This is a genomic window from Aeromonas jandaei, from assembly GCF_037890695.1.
Taxonomy (GTDB): Bacteria; Pseudomonadota; Gammaproteobacteria; order Enterobacterales; family Aeromonadaceae; genus Aeromonas; species Aeromonas jandaei.
Genome location: NZ_CP149571.1, coordinates 4,369,061 through 4,386,025, shown reverse-complemented (window position 1 = coordinate 4,386,025; position 16,965 = coordinate 4,369,061). Strand labels below are relative to the sequence as shown.

The window sequence follows — 16,965 nt, the reverse complement described above, 5'->3', positions numbered from 1 at the left end:
CCTAGACAGAGAGCAACAATAATGAAAAAAAATCGCATATCCCTTCTGCTTGCCGGCTTGATGCTGAGCGGCCACCTGTGGGCGGCCGAGGCATACGACATCAACAAATCCTACCCGGGCGGCAGCCAGGTCAATTACAACGGCCAGGTTTTCGAGGCCAAATGGTGGGTCAACCCGGGTCAGACTCCGGGCATGGCGGCCGCCAATGAGTGGGATACCCCGTGGAAGCTTGTCGGCGAAGGGGAAGTGACTCCGCCGGATACCGGCGGCGATGACAAGCCCAATCCGCCGACACCTACCCCGCCGGATGGCAGCACCACCCCCGTCTATATGAGCCAGGCCGAGCTGGATGCCAAAGAGAAGGCGCTGACCGACTTCCCGGCGATGGAAGCGGTCAAGGCCTCCATCGCTACCCGGGACAATCTGGTGGTCGAGGCAGTGCAGCCGGGCCGTGCCGACAACCCGGGCAACGTCAAGCGGGTTGAAAGCCTGCTGAGCGAGAGCCAGTTCAACTACCTCTTCCCGCTGCGCGCCCCCGAGTACACCTATCGCGGCCTGCTGCAGGCGGCGGCCAAGTTCCCGGCCCTGTGCAGCGACTACAGCGACGGCCGCGATGCCGATGCCATCTGCCGCAAGACGTTGGCAACCATGTTCGCCCACTTCGCCCAGGAGACTGGTGGCCATGAAAACTGGCGCCCGGAAGCCGAGTGGCGTCAGGCGCTGGTCTACGTGCGCGAGATGGGATGGAATGAGACCATGCGCGGCGGTTACAACGCAGAGTGCCGTCCCGATGTGTGGCAGGGTCAGCAGTGGCCGTGCGGTACTTTCGACAATGGCGAGTTCAAGAGCTACTTTGGTCGCGGCGCCAAACAGCTCTCCTACAACTACAACTACGGCCCCTTCTCCGAGGCGATGTTCGGTACGGTGCGCACCCTGCTCGACCGTCCCGATCTGGTGGCCGACACCTGGCTGAACCTGGCCAGCGCGGTGTTCTTCTATACCTATCCGCAGCCGCCCAAGCCCTCCATGCTCCATGTCATCGATGGCACCTGGCAGCCGAATGACCATGACAAGCAGAACGGTCTGGTGCCGGGCTTCGGGGTCACCACCCAGATCATCAACGGTGGGGTGGAGTGCGGTGGCCCGGTCGAGCACGCCCAGTCCCAGAACCGCATCAACTACTACCGCGAGTTTGCCAACTACCTCGGGGTGGCGGTGCCATCCGACGAGGTGCTGGGTTGCAAGAACATGAAGGTGTTTGACGACAAGGGCGCCGGTGCCCTGCCCATCTACTGGGAGCAGGACTGGAGCTATGTGGCAGAGAACCCCAACGGCGGCAAGAGTTACGCGTGCAAGCTGGTGGGTTACCAGACCCGTTTCAGCGCCTTCAAGGAGGGAGATTACAGCCGCTGTGTTCAGCACTTCTATCCGGAGGTGGTGATCGAGGATAACGGCGGTGGCACCAACCTGCCGCCGGTGGCCAATATCACCGGCCCGGCGCAGGCCGAAGGTGGCAGCAAGGTGACCCTCTCCGGCCAGCACTCCAGCGATCCGGAAGGCAAGCCGCTCACTTATGCCTGGACTATCCCGGCCGGTGCCTCTGCGCCTGCGCTGGATCAGGTGACGCTGGAGTTGACCCTGCCCAAGCCGGCCAGCGATACCAGGCTGGAGATCAAACTGACGGTCACAGATGAAGGTAATCTGAGCCGCAGCACCACCCATAGCCTGCTGGTGAAAGGAGAGGAGGGGGGCGTAACGCCGCCTGACTATCCGGCCTATAAAGAGGGGACTCCCTACAAGGCGGGCGAGCGGGTCAGCAACGGCGGTGCCAGCTACGAGTGCAAACCGCACCCCTACACCGGCTGGTGCGCCGGTGCCGCCTGGGCTTATGAGCCGGGCAAGGGAACCGCGTGGAGTGATGCCTGGATCAAGCTGTGATCCGGCATTAAGCCGAAGCAATAAAAGATGGGGCCTGCGGGCCCCATTCTTGTTTGGTGGAGTTCAGGTTTGGCCGTGGAACATCTGGCCCGGACAGGACAGCGCCTCGAGAGGGCTGTGTGATGATGTGTGTTGTAGTTTTATTACGTTTTCCGTGAAAGGCTTTCAGCAATTACTTGCCGTAGCGGAAGTAGTATTCACGGGTGGACGGAGCGTAGGTATCTTTCTCGACTACGCCGCTTTTTCTGGTTGCACCGCGCAGGTGGAACAGAACTGCCAGATTCTCGAACATGGTTTCACCTCATATCTCTGTTGGTTTATTGCTTTGTGTGACCTGGGTCACGGTTTGATCCTATGGCTATTTGTGAGCCAGATCAACTTTGTGTGTTGTAAATTTACATAAATCATGGAAAGGGTTTTCAAATTCAATCCTCTTTATGGAAAGGCTTTCTTGAACCGCCTCCTGCTGGGCGCTTCTGCCTTGCCATCTCGTAGTGCGGCTTCTCCTGTCGTCATGACTGGGTGAGTGGCGGCCGAGGCTGTGGTGTTGCGAGCAGCACGCCAAAGTGCCGGTTAAATGGCCGGATTGCGGCATTTAGTCGATAAAAACAACGACTTGCTGCAATTTTGATTAAACGCGCCAATCGGGGTGATTTTAGGGTTGACACTGAAGCGGGTGATGCCTATCATGCGCCTCCGTTGCCGGAGATAACTTCGTCAGCGCCGAGGTGAGTTGGGGTTATAGCTCAGCTGGGAGAGCGCTTGCATGGCATGCAAGAGGTCCGCGGTTCGATCCCGCGTAGCTCCACCAAATTCTCCTCGAACAATCTGGAATCAAAGGGGTTATAGCTCAGCTGGGAGAGCGCTTGCATGGCATGCAAGAGGTCCGCGGTTCGATCCCGCGTAGCTCCACCAGGTTCCTGATTGAAATGAAGTACCCAGGGCAGTGCGGTGTGTATCACCCAGGCCGACCTTTGTGGGGTTATAGCTCAGCTGGGAGAGCGCTTGCATGGCATGCAAGAGGTCCGCGGTTCGATCCCGCGTAGCTCCACCATTATTGAGGATGAATGGCCGCCAGAACCATTCATTCAGTGCCGAATTTGGGGTTATAGCTCAGCTGGGAGAGCGCTTGCATGGCATGCAAGAGGTCCGCGGTTCGATCCCGCGTAGCTCCACCAAATTCAGAGTGACATCAGTCATTCACACACATCGGGGTTATAGCTCAGCTGGGAGAGCGCTTGCATGGCATGCAAGAGGTCCGCGGTTCGATCCCGCGTAGCTCCACCATCTTTCGTAAAGAAAGTCGAAAAGGCCACCGCATTGCGGTGGCCTTTTTGTTTTCTCAGGCATTTATTTTCCCCATACTTTCCAGCCTTTCATTTGCAAATCAAATGGCCAAAACTGAAAAGCCCGCGGGTATCGCGGGCTTTTGGCTACTTTCAAGCAGGTTGCCGGTTAGCGCCGACGGCGCCAGGCCAGCGGCAGCAGGGCCAGCAGGCCGAGCCCCAGTGCACCACCGCCACTTGAGCCGTGGTCCGGTTTGACGGCATCACCCTTCATTTTCAGATCGACGATGATGGGGTCGTGGTCGGAGGCGCTGAACGGATTATCCGATTTCAGCAGGGGGCCGGTGTACTGGTTGCCGTACTCGAACAGGCTGCTCTCGAAGGAGTTGATGTGCCAGTCGGCCACGTTCGCCACCTTGCTGGCCAGCGCCGGATTGGCAAGGGCATAGTCGAGGGTACCGAGTTCACTGTCATAGCTGTAGGAGATGGCTTTCTCCTTGTTGAACTTGACGTTGAGATCGATCAGGCCATAGTTGCGAGTCACCTCGCGACCGAGCTGTTCATAGGACTGGTCGCCGATAAAGGTGTGAGAGGCCGATATGATCTTCCGCTCGCTGGTGGCCGGGTTGTAGTCGGTCAGTACCCGGATCGGGTCTTCTTTGGCGTAGGAGTTGAAGTCGCCCACCAGCAGCACCTGTCCCGGCAGCTTGCTGACCGCTTCACCCAGCACCTTGGCCGCACTCACCCGGAACTCGGTACACTTGCCCTGCAGGTCGGCCGGTTCTGTCTTGCCATCGCCGTTTTCATAGCAGCCCGAGCCCTTGGACTTGAGGTGGTTGACCACCAGCGTCAGCGGATCCTTGCTGCCAGCTACGGTAAAGCTCTGTACCAGTGAATCGCGCTGGCCGGCAGTTTTGGCCACGCCACTCGTGGTATAGCGCTGCTCCGGCATGCGGATGACATTGGCCTCGCTGGCCGGGGTGAGCAGGGCCGGACGATAGATCATGGCCACCATGATGGCGTCGCCACCGAAGAATTTCTCGCTGGTGAGGAGGCTTGCTGGCAGGCGGACATAGGCGTAGCGCTTGCTCGCATCCTTCTGTTGCTCGTTGAGGCGGGTCACCAGATTGTTGATGGCGGAGTTGTCGCCAAAGCCGTTGTTCTCCATCTCCATCAGGCCGAGCAGGTCGGCATCCATCTCGGTGATGGCGTTGACGATCTTGGTGCGCTGCTTCTCGAAGTCGGCCAGGCTCTTGGCGCCGCGGTTGCACCCTTTGGCGTTGTCGGCATCCGCCTGATCTTTGCACAGCACGTTGAGCGCGCCGCCAATGCTGGAGTGGCTGGTGAAGTAGTTGAGCACGTTGAAGCTGCCAATCCGCAGATCGCTGCCAGTGGCCCGGGCGGGTGCCGGCTGGCGGTCATCTTCCGGTGTACGCAGCAGGGCGCCGGTGCTCAGGGTGACATCGCTGGGTACCACCAGACGGAAGGCATCCTTGTTGTAGACAATGACGCCCTCCAGCCCGGTCAGTTGATCACCGATACGCAGATAGCCCTGATCGGCATCCCAGCCCGGGAACCAGGGCAGTACGCCATCCGGTGCCTTGTAATCAGACTCGACCACCAGCCGGTTGCTGCCATTTTTGGCAGCCAGAGCGACCGCTTCCGGGCTGCTGGCAATATGGAGCTGGGTCGGCTTGAGCAGCGGCGCCTTGTGGGAGAGCTCGACGTTGTTGCGATAAACCTTGTAGTCGAAGCCGTAGTTGCGGGTCAGGTGGAGATCGCTGCTGCTGTCGAGCCGTACCCGCATCCCTTCGTGGCGATTGAGTGCCTGCGCCAGCGTCTCCCCTTCATTGACCTGCAATACGCTGGTCGGCACCGTCAACCCCTGTGCTGTGACCTGCAGGCGGGCTTTGTTGGCCTCGAAAGTGGGTTTGAGCTGGGTGCCGCCGTAGTACTCCTCGACCCTGGCTTCGAGGCAGACTTCAGCCCCCGGCTTGAGGGCCGGGTAGTTGGTCGCAAGTTTGCTGTCATTGAGATAGACAAAGATGCCATCGGAGGTGGCCGGGTTGCCATCTCCCGCCGGATCAGTCAGATAGAAGCCTTTGGTCAGGCTCTGGCCGAGGGTGGTGACGACACCGCGCACCATGAAGGTACCCGGACTGATTTTTCCCGTGATGTTGCCGTTTTTATCGGTCACGGTGTCGGTCGCGAACTGGCTCCCTGAGCCTGTTCCCTGAATGGTCGGAATGGGGGTGAGTTGCGCCGGATCGGAGGGGCAGACGAAGGCTGCGTGGGCGCCGGGGGCAGCGAGGGCCAGCCCCACGGCCAGAGACAGCAGGGTGCGAGTACCTTTCATAAGTGTTCCTTTTTTATTTTTGCCAGTGTTTCCATAGTCCTGGTCGCTGACCAGGGGCGCGCATTGTCACATTTTCGGCATCTCGTACCAGTGAGCCAACGCACATTACCGGGATACAAATGAGCGCAGGTTGGCGTTTTTTGACTTGGCTAACATTCTGAAATTACTGATAAAACACTTACCGGTTGGTGTGGTGGGAAAGTGTGATCCCGCTGGCAACCACATATTTTTCTCCGAGAATGAAGATTGAGACTCGGCTGCATGCTTTCTATACTCGGCTTGTTCCTCACGGAACCCAGGTAAAGGGCAAACCGGTTGAAATGCCGGGACGCAATACCTCCGGTCTTCCGATCAGATGATGATCCAGATAGCGGGGTTTCCCCGGGTGAAGAGGCAGTGTGCGGCGAGTCCATGGCCGGTAGTCTCCCTCCCTTCACGCAGGTTGCGCTTGTGCTTTGCCTTGGTCACCAATGCCAAGACAAAACAAGGAAGATAACAATATGCAACAGTTCCTGAGGCCCAGCCGGCTTGCCGTGCTGGTGGCCATCGCTGCCATGCCCGCCTGGGCGCAGGCAGCCTATCCCGCCTACAAGGCCGGTACTGCCTATAAAGCCGGTGACATCGTCAGCAATGCCGGCGCTCTATATGAATGCAAAGAGTTCCCCTACTCGGGTTGGTGCGGGGCATCACCCTATCACTATGAACCCGGTGTCGGGGTGGTCTGGGCGGATGCCTGGAAGCTCTACGGCGGTGAAGTGCCGCCACCGGCGCTCGGCGTGGCCGTCAGCTCTCCGGCTGCCGGTGCCAGCTTCAACGAAGGTGCCAGCGTTGCGCTGGCGGTGACCCTGAGTGGCCCGGTGACGGCGCTGGTTCGGGTGGAATACCTTATCGACGGCAAGCTTGCTGCCACGGCCAGCGCCTCGCCCTGGGGCGCCAGCTGGAGTGCTGCGGGCGTTGGGGCGCACGCCCTGAAAGCGCGGGCGCTGGATAAGGATGGCAAGGTACTGAGCGAGGCTGATTCGAGCTTCAACGTTGCTGCCGTGGTGGCGCCAGAGGCGCCCAAGGTGAGCATCAGCAGCCCGGCCAGCGGTGCCAAAGTAACGCTCGGTCGCAGCGTGGCGGTGAGCGGCAATGTCACCGATGCCAACAACGATGTGGCCAAAGTCGAGCTGTTTGTCGATGGCAAGAAGGTAGGGGAAGACAATGCCGCCCCCTGGCAGGTCAACTGGACACCCGATGCCAAGGGCAGTGCCGCCCTCAAGCTGGTTGCTACCGACAAGACCAATCTGGTCGGCGAGTCGGCGGCAGTGAACGTCACTGTCGAGGAGGCCGCGCTGCCACCATCCGGTGGCAACCTCTCCTGCGATATCCGTCAGATCTATCGTTCTGATGGCTACGAGTGCATGGGGGATGACCATGCCCGCCGGGTCATCGGCTACTTCACCTCGTGGCGCACCGGCAAGAATGGCCTGCCCGCCTATCTGGTGAGCGACATTCCGTGGAGCAAGATCACCCACATCAACTACGCCTTCGCGGCGGTGGACGAGCAGAGCCACACCATCAAGGTGGATGACTCGGCGACCAAGATGACCTGGGATGGCGTGCCGGGTGCCGAGATGGATCCGGAGTTCGCCTACAAGGGGCACTTCAACCTGCTGTCGAAGTTCAAGAAGCAGTATCCGGACGTGAAAACCCTGATCTCGGTCGGGGGCTGGGCCGATACGCGCGGCTTCTACACCGCCACCACCAAGGGCGACTGCTCGGTCAACACCGATGGCATCAATGCGCTTGCCACGTCGGCGGTGAGCTTTATCCGTCAGTACGGTTTTGACGGGGTCGATATCGACTATGAATATCCCACCTCCATGAAGGATGCGGGCAACCCCAACGACTTCCCGCTCTCCAACCAGTGCCGCGGCAAGCTCTTTGCCAACTACAAGGTGATGATGCAGACCCTGCGCAGCAAGCTGGATACGGCGGGCAGCGAGGATGGCCGCAAGTACATGCTGACCATCGCCTCGCCAGCTTCCGCCTATCTGCTGCGCGGCATGGAGAACTTCCAGGTCACCCAGTACCTCGACTACGTCAACCTGATGACCTACGACTTCCACGGTGCCTGGAACCACTTTGTCGGCCACAACGCCGCCCTGTTTGACAACAAGGCAGACGCCGAGCTGGCGCAGTGGGGCGTCTACACCCAGAAAGAGTTTGGCGGCATCGGCTACCTCAACGCCGCCTGGTCTGCTCACTACTTCCGTGGTGCGCTGGCGGCCGGCAAGATCAACGTGGGCGTACCCTATTACACCCGCGGTTGGCAGGGGGTCAGCGGTGGCACCCACGGTCTGGGTGGCAAGGCAGCACTGCCGAGCCAGAGCAATTGCCAGCCGGGTACCGGTGGCGGCACCATTCCGTGCGGTAACGGGGCGGTCGGCATCGACAACATCTGGCACGATCTGGACAAGAACGGCAAGGAGATCGGCGGTGGTGCCGTCCCCATGTGGCATGCCAAGAACCTGGAGCACGCAGCCGATTTGGGGATCACCACCATGCCGAGCTACGGTCAGGCCTGGGGTCTGGATCCCAACAACCCGGCTCACGTGATGCAGGGCAAGTATGTCCGTTACTACGACGACAAGGCTCATGCGCCCTGGCTGTGGAACGAGGAGAAAAAGGTGTTCCTCTCCACCGAGGATGAGGAGTCCATGGGTCACAAGCTCGACTACATCGTCAATCGTGGTCTGGGTGGCGTGATGTTCTGGGAGATGGCGGGTGACTACGCCTACGATCCGGTGAAAAAAGAGTACGGCATGGGGGATACCCTGACCACGCTCGCCTACGACAAGTTTGCCAAGGCGACCAAGTACAACACCAAACAGAACGATCTGGCGGCTCCTGCAGCCCAGCTCGACATCGCGGTGAGCCTCTCCGGCTTCAAGGAGGGTGATTCCAACTATCCGATCAACCCGACCCTGAAGCTCACCAACAACTCGACCCAGACCATTCCGGGCGGCGCCCGCATCGAGTTCCTGGTGCCCACCTCTACCTCGGACACCATCACCGACCAGAGCGGGATGGGGTTGAAAGTGGTGGAGAGCGGCGGCAACCAGAACTCCGACGGGATTGCCAACGAGAAGGACTTCCACAAGGTGGCTCTGACGCTGCCGACCTGGAAAGCCTGGACGCCGGGCAGCGATGTGGAAGTGGCGATGACCTACTATCTGCCGGCCGCCGGTGTGCCGAGCGGTATCCGCATCATCAGTGGCAGCCAGACCGCGGGTCTCAAGGCCGAGTTCCCGACCCTGCCGGAGGCCGTACTGGGCTCGGGCGGTGGTGAGGGCGGTGCGACCTGCAGCAGCCAGAACATCAATCCGGCAGCCTACAAGGCTTATCCGACCTGGCCGCAAGGGGATCATGCCAATGCGGGCGATCGCATCACCCACAACAAGGTGGTGTGGCAGGCCAACTGGTGAACCAGCAGTGAACCCAAGACCACCGATGGCAGCTGGAAGTCTGTCTGCAGTTATTGATTTTTAAATCAAGGAGATAAGTGAGGCTTAGGCCTCACTTTTTTTATCTGCATGGTCGATCTGGTTGAAAATGCGTCTGCCTTTCCTGGCAGGCAGCCTCTATAATAGAAGTCGATTAATAATCAGATGGATGTCAGCATATGGCGAGTATATTGGATTCAGTTGATCAACGAACCCAGCTGGTAGGGGAAAACCGCCTGGAGTTGTTGATGTTCCGTCTCGGCACCCGCCAGATGTTTGCCATCAACGTCTTCAAGGTGCGAGAAGTGGTCAAGCTGCCGCACCTCAACAAGATGCCGGGCTCTCACCACAATATCAGCGGGGTGGCCAATATCCGCGGCACCTCGATCCCGGTGATCAATCTGCGCAGCGCCATCGGCATGCGTCCCATGCCGGTCGACAGCGAATCCAACCTCATCATCACCGAATACAACCGCACCATTCAGGGCTTTCTGGTGGGGCAGGTAGCCAACATCGTCAATATGACCTGGAAGGATATCTTGCCGCCGCCGCGCTCGGCCGGGCGCGCCAACTACCTCACCGCCATCACCCGCATCCCGGAAGACGGGGTAGATCAGATTGTCGAGATCATCGACGTGGAGAAGGTGCTGGCGGAGATCATCACCTACGACATCAGCATCTCCGAAGAGGTGCTGGATCGGGATATTCTGCCCGAGATGCATGGTCGCAAGGTGCTTATCGTCGATGACTCCAGCACAGCCCGCAATCAGGTGCGCGAGACGCTGGGCCAGCTGGGGCTTGAGGTTATCGAGTGTCAGGACGGCTTGCAGGCGCTGACCCTGCTCAAGGGGTGGTGCGATGCCGGCAAGAAGGTGACCAACGAGATCCTGTTGATGATCACCGATGCTGAGATGCCGGAGATGGATGGCTACCGCCTGACCCACGAAGTGCGCAGCGATCCGCGTATGGCCGATCTCTTCATCACCCTCAACACCTCCCTGAGCGGCAACTTCAACGAAGCCATGGTCAAGAAGGTGGGGTGTGACCGTTTTATCTCCAAATTCCAGCCCGATTTGCTGGTCGGCGTGGCGCAGGAGCGGCTGCGTCAGGTTCTGGAAAAGTAACCCGCCATACCATTTGCAATAAACAAGCATCCCGCCTCGGCGGGATGTTTGTTTATCTGTCGTCGTATATATGACACAGCCTGTTGCCAAGGTGTCAGCGGCTCATCAGTGGTTCCATGAAGCGGGCTACCTTGTCGCGGATCTGCGGCTGCGCCGCCGGGGTAGGGTGAATGCCATCGTTCATCATAAGTTCAGGGCGCAGCGCAATATCATCCATGAAGAAGGGGAGCAGGGGCAGCTTGTTGGTCTCGGCGAGTTCCGGGAATATCTGCTCGAACTGGCGCAGATAGCGAGCACCGTAGTTGCGAGGCAGCTGGATCTGGGTCAGCGCGACCTGAATCCGCTTCTCTTTGGCAAGGGCAATCATGCTGGTCAGATTCTGGCGGGTGATGGCAGGGGCAAAACCACGCAGGCCGTCGTTGCCTCCCAGTTCAATCAGCAGCCAGTCCGGCTGATGCTGCTCCAGCAGGGCGGGCAGGCGCGCCAGTCCGCCCTGGGTGGTCTCACCGCTGACGCTGGCATTGATGAGGGTGTGCTCGCCCCCCTCCTTCTGCCATTTTTGTTCAAGCAGGGCAGGCCAGCTCTGCTTCTCCTGCATCTGATAGCCGGCGCTCAGGCTGTCACCGAGTACCAGCAGGGTTTGCGCCTGAGCGGATGAGAGCAGGCTGCCGAGGCCAACCAGCAAGGCAAACAGAATACGCACCATCAATTCAACTCCCGCTATGGATTGCCATCAAGGGATTGGGACAAAGGATATCGAGCATGAGTTCAACCCCCATTATTGTCGTCAAGGGCCTCGGCAAATCGGTCAGCCTCGGCCAGGAAAGCCTCACCATCCTTGAAGGGATCGATCTGCAAGTCAATAGCGGCGAGACGGTGGCACTGGTCGGCGCCTCCGGGTCAGGCAAGTCTACCCTGCTCGGATTGCTGGCCGGACTCGATCTGCCGAGCCTTGGCGCCATCGAAATTCTCGGCAAGTCACTCGGCGAGCTGGATGAGGAGGGGCGGGCCAGATTGCGCGCCGAGCAGATCGGCTTTGTCTTCCAGTCATTCCTGCTGCTCCCGACCATGACGGCGCTCGAGAACGTGATGCTCCCTGCCGAGCTGCGCGGTGAGCGGGATTGTGAGCCAAGAGCCCGTGAACTTCTGGCGGCGGTCGGGCTTGGCGAACGTCTGCACCATATGCCGCCGCGCCTCTCCGGTGGCGAGCAGCAGCGGGTGGCCATTGCCCGCGCCTTCATGACCCGGCCCAGCCTGCTGCTGGCGGACGAACCGACCGGTAACCTCGACAGCAAGACCGGTGACAAGGTGATCGAGCTGCTGTTTGAGCTCAACCGCAAGCACGGCACCACTCTGGTGGTGGTGACCCATGACCAAGAGCTGGCCAGTCGGTGCCAGCGTCAGCTGGTGATGGTGGCAGGCAGGCTGGAGCGCGAGGTGAGTCATGCAGTGGTGTAACGCAGGAGGCAGGCGAGTGAGCGGAGGTGGTCAGGGATGATGCAGTGGCGATTGGGATGGCGACTGCTGCGCCGGGAAGGATGGAGCGGCGAGCTGCGCTGGTTTGTGTTGGCGCTGGCCCTGAGCGTGGCGTGCGTTTTGAGTGTGGCATTGGTGGCGGATCGGCTGGAGGCGGGGCTCAAGGCATCTGGCCGCGACTTTATCGGGGCGGATCGGGTGCTGCGCACCGCCACTGCGGTTCCGGATGGCTGGTTGCTGCAGGCACAAAAAGATGGCCTGGCGCTGCAGACCACGGTCAGTTTCAACAGCATGCTGTTTCACGGTGATGTGCTGCAGCTCGCCTCCATTCGAGCGGTACCCGACGGCTTTCCCTTTTATGGCAAGCTGGAGCTGACCCCGGCCCGGACTCCTGCCCCCGGTGAAATCTGGCTCTCCGCCCGGGTAATGCAGTTGCTGACGGCCAAGGTGGGGGATGAGCTGGAGGTGGGCAATACGGTGCTCAAGGTGGCTGGTCTGCTTGGCGAGGAGCCTGATCAGGGCTTCAGCCCCTTCCTGCTGGCGCCGCGGGCGCTTATCCACCGCGCCGACATCGAGGCGACCGGCGCCCTGCTGCCGGGCAGTCGTCAGCAGTGGCGCTATCTCTTCAAAGGGTCGCGAGAGGCGCTGGCCCGCTATGAGAGCTGGCTGGTTCCTCAGCTGCAGGCCGGGCAGAAGTGGATCACCCCCGATGATAGTGAATCCCAGGTGGGCCGCTCGCTGGTCAATGCCGAGCACTTCTTCCGGCTGGCGTCCCTTTGCGGCGTGCTGCTGGGAGCGCTGGCGATGGGCATTGCGGTACGTCACTTTGCCGAGCGCCAGACCAATATGGTGGCGCTGCTCAAGACGTTGGGGGCATCGCGCACCAGTCTGTGGCAACTGATGAGCGGGCTGTTGCTGTCGCTGACCCTGATCGGTGCCCTGCTGGGGCTGGTTGCGGGCACCATCATGCAGTGGTTCACGTTGCAACTGCTGGGTGAGTTGCTGCCACCGGATCTGCCGCCCCCCTCTTGGCGCCCCTTTGCGCTGGGAGTGGCGGTTGCCCTCTTTATCACCCTGCTGCTCGCCTTTATCCCCTTCTTGCGGCTGCTGAAAGTGCCGCCGCTACGGGTGTTGCGCCGCGAGCTGGAGGCTGGGATTCCCCCTTGGCTGGCGCTGCCGGTCGGTCTGCTCGGCCTGTTTGCGCTGGTATGGGGCTTTACCGCCGATGTGCGGTTGGCGCTGGGTCTGGTGGGTGGCATGGGCCTTCTGATGGGGCTGCTGGCTCTGCTGGCCTCCCTGATGTTGCGACTGGGGGCGCGGGTGAGCGGCTCGCACGCCCTGCGGCTGGCGCTGGCCCATCTGTCGCGCGAGCGGCGCAGTGGTCTGTTCCAGCTGGCCGGTTTTGCGCTGGCGCTGATGCTGTTTGGCTTGCTCTGGGCGGTTCGCATCGATCTGCTGGAGGAGTTCTCCGCTCGTTTGCCGGCCGATGCCCCCAACCGTTTTCTGGTCAATGTGGCCGAGAACGAGCGGGAAGGGATCCTGAGCGAACTGGCGGGAGCCGGCGCCGTTACCTCCGACTTCTATCCCATGGTGCGCGGGCGCCTGACCCATATCGCCGGCGATGCGGTGGGGGAAGGGGCTCGCAGTGGTCGCGAAGGGGTCGATCGGGAGCTCAACTTTACTACCACTACGACCCTGCCAGCCGACAACAAGCTGGTGGCAGGGAAGTGGCTCTCCGGCCCCGGCGAGGTATCGGTCGACAGCGAACTGGCCAAGCGGCTCGATATCAAGCTGGGTGACATGCTTGCCTTTACCATCGAGGGGCGCAGCTTCGGGGCCCGGGTCACCAGTCTGCGCAGTATCAAGTGGGACAACATGCGGCCCAACTTCTACATGATCTTCTCACCCGATCTGCTGGCCCCCTTTTCCCGCACCTGGATCGGCAGCTACCGGCTGCCGCCAGAGGGGCGTACCGCCGAGGTGGGGCTGATCCGCCACCATCCCACGGTGAGCCTGATTGATGTGGATGATCTCATCGTGCGGCTGACCCGGGTTTCGGAGCAGGTGAGCCGGGCGCTGGCCCTGATGCTGGGGCTGGTGACGGTGGCGGCGCTGCTGGTGCTGCTGACCCAGACTCAGGCCAGCATGGCCCAGCGGCGGCGCGAACTGCTGTTGATGCGCACCCTCGGGGCTGGCAGCGCGCTGCTTGGCAAGATGCTGCGCTGGGAGCTGGTGGCGAGTGGCTTGCTGGCCGGACTCTGTGCCGCCATGGTGGTGGAGTTGTGTGCCTTTGCTCTGCAGTTCTGGTGGTTTGATGGCCAGTGGCAGTTCCACTGGCGCATCTGGCTCGGATTACCAACCTTGGGGGCGCTGCTGGTCACCCTGGCCGGTCAGGGAATGCGGCGCCAGCTGCTGGCGGGCACCCTCAGTGATCGGCTGCGTGGTCTGGGTCAGGGGCTTTTGTAATCTGTCCCCGGATAGTACCTGTGCAAGACGCAATCAGCCCGACCAGTGGTCGGGCTGATTGCTGTACGAGCTTTGGTTATTCGGAAAGTGTTAGCGAGTCTCTCGCAACAGATCGGTCAGTGCCTGCGGCAGCTGCGGGTAGGTAAAGTGGAAGCCGGCCTGTTGCAGATGCGCGGGCAGTACGTTTTGCCCGGTCAGCAGCAGGTCGGCAGCCTCTCCCATCACCAGTTGCAACAGCGGCGCCGGGACGAAGAAAAGGTGCGGGCGATGGAGGGTGCGAGCCAGAGTCTGGCTGAATTCCCGGTTGCTGACAGGATGAGGCGCTGTGCCGTTGAATATGCCGTTGCACTCCTCGTGCTCCAGCAGAAACAGCATAGCGCGCACCAGATCCTGCACATGGATCCAGCTCATCATCTGATGGCCACTGCCCATGGGGCCGCCAAGACCGAGCCGATAAGGGGGCAGCATTTTGGGCAGAGCGCCGCCATCCATGCCGAGCACCAGCCCGATCCGCACGATGCAGACCCGGGTCTGTTTGCTGCCGGCTTCCTGCGCCAGCGTCTCCCACTGCTGACAGAGCTGGTGGGTGAACTCCTGATGGGGCGAGCGGCACTGCTCGTCGAGGGGCTCTGCCCCCTGCCTGCCATACCAGCCGATGGCGGAGGCGTTGATCAGCACTTTAGGGGGCGTTGTGGAGAGCTTGATAAGGTCGACCAGCTGCTCGGTCAGTAGCCAGCGGCTGTCGCAGAGCAGTTGCTTGCGCTGCTCGCTCCAGCGGCCTGCGGCTATGGGTTCGCCTGCCAGATTGATCACCGCATCCACATCGTTGAGGTCATCGAGGCTGTCGAGGTTATCGATGATCTGGACATCGTGGCCAAGCAGGGAGTAGGCGCGACTGCCTTGTCGGCTCAGGACGACCACGTCGTGATTGACCTTGAGGTGGGCCACCAGACGGCGGCCAATAAAACCGGTTCCTCCGGTAATCAGAATCTTCATCGTTGCGCGCTCCTGCGGTCGTTTGTTCTACTCTAATGGCCCTGATCCCGATGGACAAGTTGCGTGCCAACCTCGGGCTGGTGGAGCAAGATGGATGAGCCTTTTCCCTGCTGCCGGGTAATACATTTAATCCCTGGCCTATGTTGATGGATTTTTGTGATGTGAGAGGCTGTTACTGAATCGTTATCATTGCTACTGCTTGTGGCCAAGGCCCGGGCTGCCATCTGCTACTTCTGTAGCCACTCCCTGTATATGAAGAGCCAACCATGCCATTTCATCGTCTGAAAACCAGCAAGCTGCGCGCAAGGCTTTTTACTGCCCTGCTCGCTGGTGGTGCGCTACTGGTGCTGGGGGAGTTGACCGTGGCCTGGCAGACCATGTCGGAAGTGAACAAGGATGCCCGGCAGCGGTTGCAATATGCCCTGACCCTGTTTGACCGCACCATGGATCATGCCCGTCAGGCGGCAAGCAATGTGCAGGATGAGGTGGGCAAGCCTTGTCCTGATGTGGCGCAACGGCTGCGCGAGCAGGCCGCGACCATCCCCGATGTCCGCTCCGTCACGCTGACGCGCGGCAGTCGGCTCTACTGCTCCTCGCTGTATGGCGATTACGACGGGGCGTTCAATGTAAACAACTATGTTGCGGGCCGCCTGCAACTGCTCAAGGGTAACGCCGTCACGCCAGATCACCCGCTGATCATTTTTCGCCATGCCGCAGAGCAGGGCAGCGTACTGATCGGGGTCGATGGCTACTACCTGCGCAACATACTCGATATCTCCAGCAAGAACTCGCCGATGGCGCTTATCGTCGGCACCCGTGCCATGTTTGGTACCGGACAGGTGGCTGACGCGCCACCGGCCACAGATCCCGGCTATCTGGCTTTCTCTTCGACCCGTTATCCCTATCAGGTGGCAACCCGGGTGATGCGAGCGGATTATCTCAATCACGCCTGGCGCCACTCCTGGGGCAGTATTATGCTCTATCCCCTATTGGGGCTGCTGGTCGGCGTGGGGACATTCCGGCTGATGGGGCGCAGCCACTCGCCGGAAGAGGAGCTCAAGCGAGCGCTGGTCGCGGAGGAGTTTATCCCCTATCTGCAACCCGTGGTCACCGGAGAGGATGACCACTGGAGTGGCTGCGAGGTGCTGATGCGCTGGCAGCATCCCAAGCAGGGGATGATCTCGCCCGATCGCTTTATTCCGCTGGCGGAAGACAGCGGGCTGATCGTGCCCATGACCAGCCTGATGATGGCTCAGGTGCGGAACTACTTTGCCCCGTTTGCCCTCGAGTTGCCCAAAGGGTTCCACTTCGGCTTCAACATCAGCGCCAGCCACTGCAAGGATTTGAGTCTGGTGGCCGATTGCCGGGCCTTTATCGAGGCGTTTCGCGACAACCCGATCAAGCTGGTGCTGGAGCTGACGGAGCGGGAGCTCATCGTAGCCGACGAGATGACCGATCGCCTCTTTGCCGAGTTGCAGCAGTTGGGGGTCTTTATCGCCATCGACGATTTTGGCACCGGCCACTCCAGCCTCACCTATCTGCAGCAGTTCAAGGTGGACTTTCTCAAGATCGATCAGAGCTTTGTCGGGATGATCGGCTCCGATGCCCTCTCCAGCCATATCGTCGAGAACGTCATCGATCTGGCGACCCGGCTGGGCTTGCAGCTGGTGGCAGAGGGTGTCGAAAATCAGGTGCAGGCCGATTATCTGCGGGCCCGGCACGTCGATTTCCTGCAAGGCTATCTTTACGGTCGGCCGATTCCCATCGAGCAGTTCAGCCAGCGGCTGTTTGCCAGCTAGTCAACGCCGCCATCACCGTGGCCATAAAAAACCAGC

Annotated in this window: 9 protein-coding genes, 5 tRNA genes and 1 riboswitch; of the genes, 11 read left to right on the top strand and 3 right to left on the bottom strand. The window is 60.5% G+C overall.

The features are described 5' to 3' along the window. Positions 1-21 precede the first annotated feature (21 nt). From WE862_RS20610 to WE862_RS20585, 6 genes are all read left to right on the top strand, one after another. Positions 22-1,938 (top strand): glycoside hydrolase family 19 protein, encoded by a 1,917-nt coding sequence (locus tag WE862_RS20610; RefSeq protein ID WP_042029876.1) that lies wholly within the window; start codon positions 22-24, stop codon positions 1,936-1,938. A 735-nt stretch (positions 1,939-2,673) separates the two neighbouring features. After that, a tRNA-Ala gene (locus WE862_RS20605) sits at positions 2,674-2,749 on the top strand. Between the two features lie 28 nt (positions 2,750-2,777). Next, positions 2,778-2,853, top strand: a tRNA-Ala gene (locus WE862_RS20600). A 63-nt stretch (positions 2,854-2,916) separates the two neighbouring features. Beyond that, positions 2,917-2,992, top strand: a tRNA-Ala gene (locus tag WE862_RS20595). A gap of 48 nt (positions 2,993-3,040) precedes the next feature. Beyond that, positions 3,041-3,116 (top strand) — tRNA-Ala (locus WE862_RS20590). A 33-nt stretch (positions 3,117-3,149) separates the two neighbouring features. Beyond that, a tRNA-Ala gene (locus WE862_RS20585) sits at positions 3,150-3,225 on the top strand. A gap of 168 nt (positions 3,226-3,393) precedes the next feature. On the opposite strand, the gene WE862_RS20580 is transcribed toward WE862_RS20585, so the two are convergent. Further along, a complete protein-coding gene (locus tag WE862_RS20580; protein ID WP_042029875.1) occupies positions 3,394-5,580 on the bottom strand; it encodes an ExeM/NucH family extracellular endonuclease in 2,187 nt (728 codons plus the stop codon). Positions 5,581-5,875: 295 nt separating this feature from the next. Then, positions 5,876-5,964, top strand: a riboswitch (cyclic di-GMP riboswitch). Positions 5,965-6,080: 116 nt separating this feature from the next. Here WE862_RS20580 and WE862_RS20575 point away from each other — a divergent pair. Further along, the gene (locus tag WE862_RS20575; protein ID WP_339058671.1) at positions 6,081-9,050 is read left to right on the top strand and encodes a glycosyl hydrolase family 18 protein; all 2,970 of its coding nucleotides are present in this window, start codon (positions 6,081-6,083) and stop codon (positions 9,048-9,050) included. 197 nt (positions 9,051-9,247) lie between these two features. Further along, on the top strand, positions 9,248-10,192 hold the full coding sequence (locus WE862_RS20570) for a chemotaxis protein CheV (RefSeq protein ID WP_033112748.1): 945 nt from the start codon (positions 9,248-9,250) through the stop codon (positions 10,190-10,192). 94 nt (positions 10,193-10,286) lie between these two features. Here WE862_RS20570 and WE862_RS20565 read toward each other — a convergent pair whose 3' ends face one another. Next, entirely contained in the window at positions 10,287-10,898 is a 612-nt protein-coding gene (locus tag WE862_RS20565) for an arylesterase (RefSeq protein ID WP_042029874.1), read from the bottom strand. A 56-nt stretch (positions 10,899-10,954) separates the two neighbouring features. On the opposite strand from WE862_RS20565, the gene WE862_RS20560 reads away from it, so the two are divergent. Continuing rightward, complete coding sequence (locus WE862_RS20560) at positions 10,955-11,650, top strand: ABC transporter ATP-binding protein (RefSeq protein ID WP_042029872.1); 696 nt, start codon at positions 10,955-10,957, stop codon at positions 11,648-11,650. 36 nt (positions 11,651-11,686) lie between these two features. Then, positions 11,687-14,134, top strand: a complete 2,448-nt coding sequence (locus WE862_RS20555; protein WP_339058670.1) for an ABC transporter permease — start codon at positions 11,687-11,689, stop codon at positions 14,132-14,134. Between the two features lie 90 nt (positions 14,135-14,224). On the opposite strand, the gene WE862_RS20550 is transcribed toward WE862_RS20555, so the two are convergent. Next, positions 14,225-15,130, bottom strand: a complete 906-nt coding sequence (locus WE862_RS20550; protein WP_042029870.1) for a TIGR01777 family oxidoreductase — start codon at positions 15,128-15,130, stop codon at positions 14,225-14,227. A gap of 266 nt (positions 15,131-15,396) precedes the next feature. On the opposite strand from WE862_RS20550, the gene WE862_RS20545 reads away from it, so the two are divergent. Beyond that, on the top strand, positions 15,397-16,929 hold the full coding sequence (locus WE862_RS20545) for an EAL domain-containing protein (RefSeq protein WP_042029869.1): 1,533 nt from the start codon (positions 15,397-15,399) through the stop codon (positions 16,927-16,929). Positions 16,930-16,965 lie beyond the last annotated feature (36 nt).